At 27.4% G+C, this 2,163-nt stretch carries 1 protein-coding gene; it reads left to right on the forward strand.

Annotated features, from left to right (window positions below; genetic code table 11):
- Positions 1-155 precede the first annotated feature (155 nt).
- On the forward strand, positions 156-2,163 hold a 2,008-nt coding region (locus tag INT03_RS10330; RefSeq protein WP_226951680.1), incomplete at its 3' end, for an NACHT domain-containing protein.

Here is a 2,163-nt window from a genome sequence, read left to right on the forward strand (position 1 = left end):
GTAAAAATATACTAATATTTAAGATAGAACAGCCCTACAGGTTATATTACTTAAATAAAGACATCCAAACCAATACACTTAATTATAGAAAAAACACAGTTCTATATAGGGGTGACGATGGAAATTCTACGGGATGTAATGAAAATGTAGGGGTGATGCCGCAGCCACAAATAAAAGAATTAGAAGGTAAAATAAAGAAAAAATATGGTTCAAACTTCACTTCTATTGAAGCATATAAGCCTACGACTATTTATAATACTGTACTATCATACTTAGATAAAAACAAAACATTTACCATGAGCAAAGATTTTCCGATATTAAGTAATGATAGTAAGAAATATTTTGAATTGTATGAACTAGAAAATTTCATGAATGGTGATAAAATATATATTGCTTTTATTGGTAGTACTAGCTTAAAAGGTTCTTTAGAGAATCTATACAATACATTTTTAAAAACAACGAAACCTTCTACGAAATTATTGCTGCTAATAAACAAACCTTCTGACTCTTCTCCTGAGCGGCGTATTAGTTATGTAAAGAGCGTATATAAAAGCATTTTCAAAAATGATGGTAATATAGAATTCATTGATGAGTTTGGTAAAAAATATTTATATCAAGAATATCTAGAACCAATGTTATTTAGTCAGTACTATCAAAATACAAAATTTTTTATTGAAAACTATTCTTCTAAAGTTGGTAGTAATGAAAAGCAAATTGTAGCTTCCAGACTTGTAAAAAAATGGTTTAATTCAGATAACAGTCCTTTAATAGTTCTAACTGGTCCTGGAGGAGTAGGAAAAACTACTATTGTAAGAAACTTTCTAAACACTAATTTAAAAATGAGTGAGGATCAATACGTATTATTTTTGGATTCTTCGGTCCTTCTAGATCAGCTAAAAACAGACAGTGTGTCAACAATTTACGATCTTTATAAGGCTAGCATTTCAGATACAGGCTTATTTACTGAGGAATTATTCAAGCTGTCCGTAGATAATGGTAGCTTTGTGATAATTCTAGATGGTTTAGATGAAATTATTTCGGGTGTAAATATTGAGTTTCAGTTACAAAGTTTTTTAAAAAATATTTTCGATAGTTACTGCTTCAATCTTGTTAAAACAAAAATAATTATTACTTGTCGAGATTATATTTGGGAAGAAGCTTTCAATCAAATAAATGAAGAGTTTCGTATAGAAAATGTGGAAATACAACCTTTTAATAAACATCAAACTGAACAGTTCTTTAAAAGTCGTTTCAAAAACGATATAAGCCTACAAAAAAAATCGATGAATCTCGTTCAGAAGCTTATGGATCAATCAAACGAAAATTACTACAGTCCTTTTATGTTAGATACTATAAGTAATTTAGTGTCTAATGAAACTAAAGATGAAGATATAGAGAATATTTTTGATATTAAAAATGAGGAAGCAAAAGAGTTAGGGTTAATAAAGAATAACATGTTAGATTATTTAATATATGCTGTATGCAAACGTGAAGTTAAGAAAATTGGTATCAGCTTTATTGAACAAATGAAAATACTTTGTAAATTAAGCACAATTAATAAGACAATAAGCAAAACTGACTTTATCTTAATCGTTCAAGATTTCATAGCAGAAACTAACGACACTACTATTTCATTACTTTTGAATCATGCATTTATCGATTATGCTAATGATAAGTTGATCAATATTAGATATGACTTCTTAAAAGATTTTTTCCTCAAGATATCTATAGCTCAGATGTTCTCTAATGAAAATATTGCAGATATCCAGTTATTAGATTTGTTAGTATCTAGAGTTAGCTATTTAAATAATTTCTCCTTAGATATTGGAAAGCGACTTTATAAAACTGACGTTGAAGATATAGTTGTCTCTACTTTAATAAATAGCGAAAACATTAATGATTTAATAAACCTTAGCAATGAAGTATCAATAAAGAATAAATATTATGAATATATCTCTAATATCTTTATACTGTATTTAGGAATACTAAAATCTAAGAATAAATTAAACACACAAAAAGATCTCGATAAAGCTTTATTAGATATTTTCTCGAATAACAAAGGAGAGGTTTCTAAACTTTACCTATATAATATTAGGGAACTAAAAATAAACCCTAAACTAGTATTTGATTTCAGCAATTTAACGATTAAGGATTGCTATATTT

Origin of the sequence: Psychrobacter sp. PG1 (assembly GCF_014897815.1) — a bacterium.
GTDB lineage: Bacteria > Pseudomonadota > Gammaproteobacteria > Pseudomonadales > Moraxellaceae > Psychrobacter.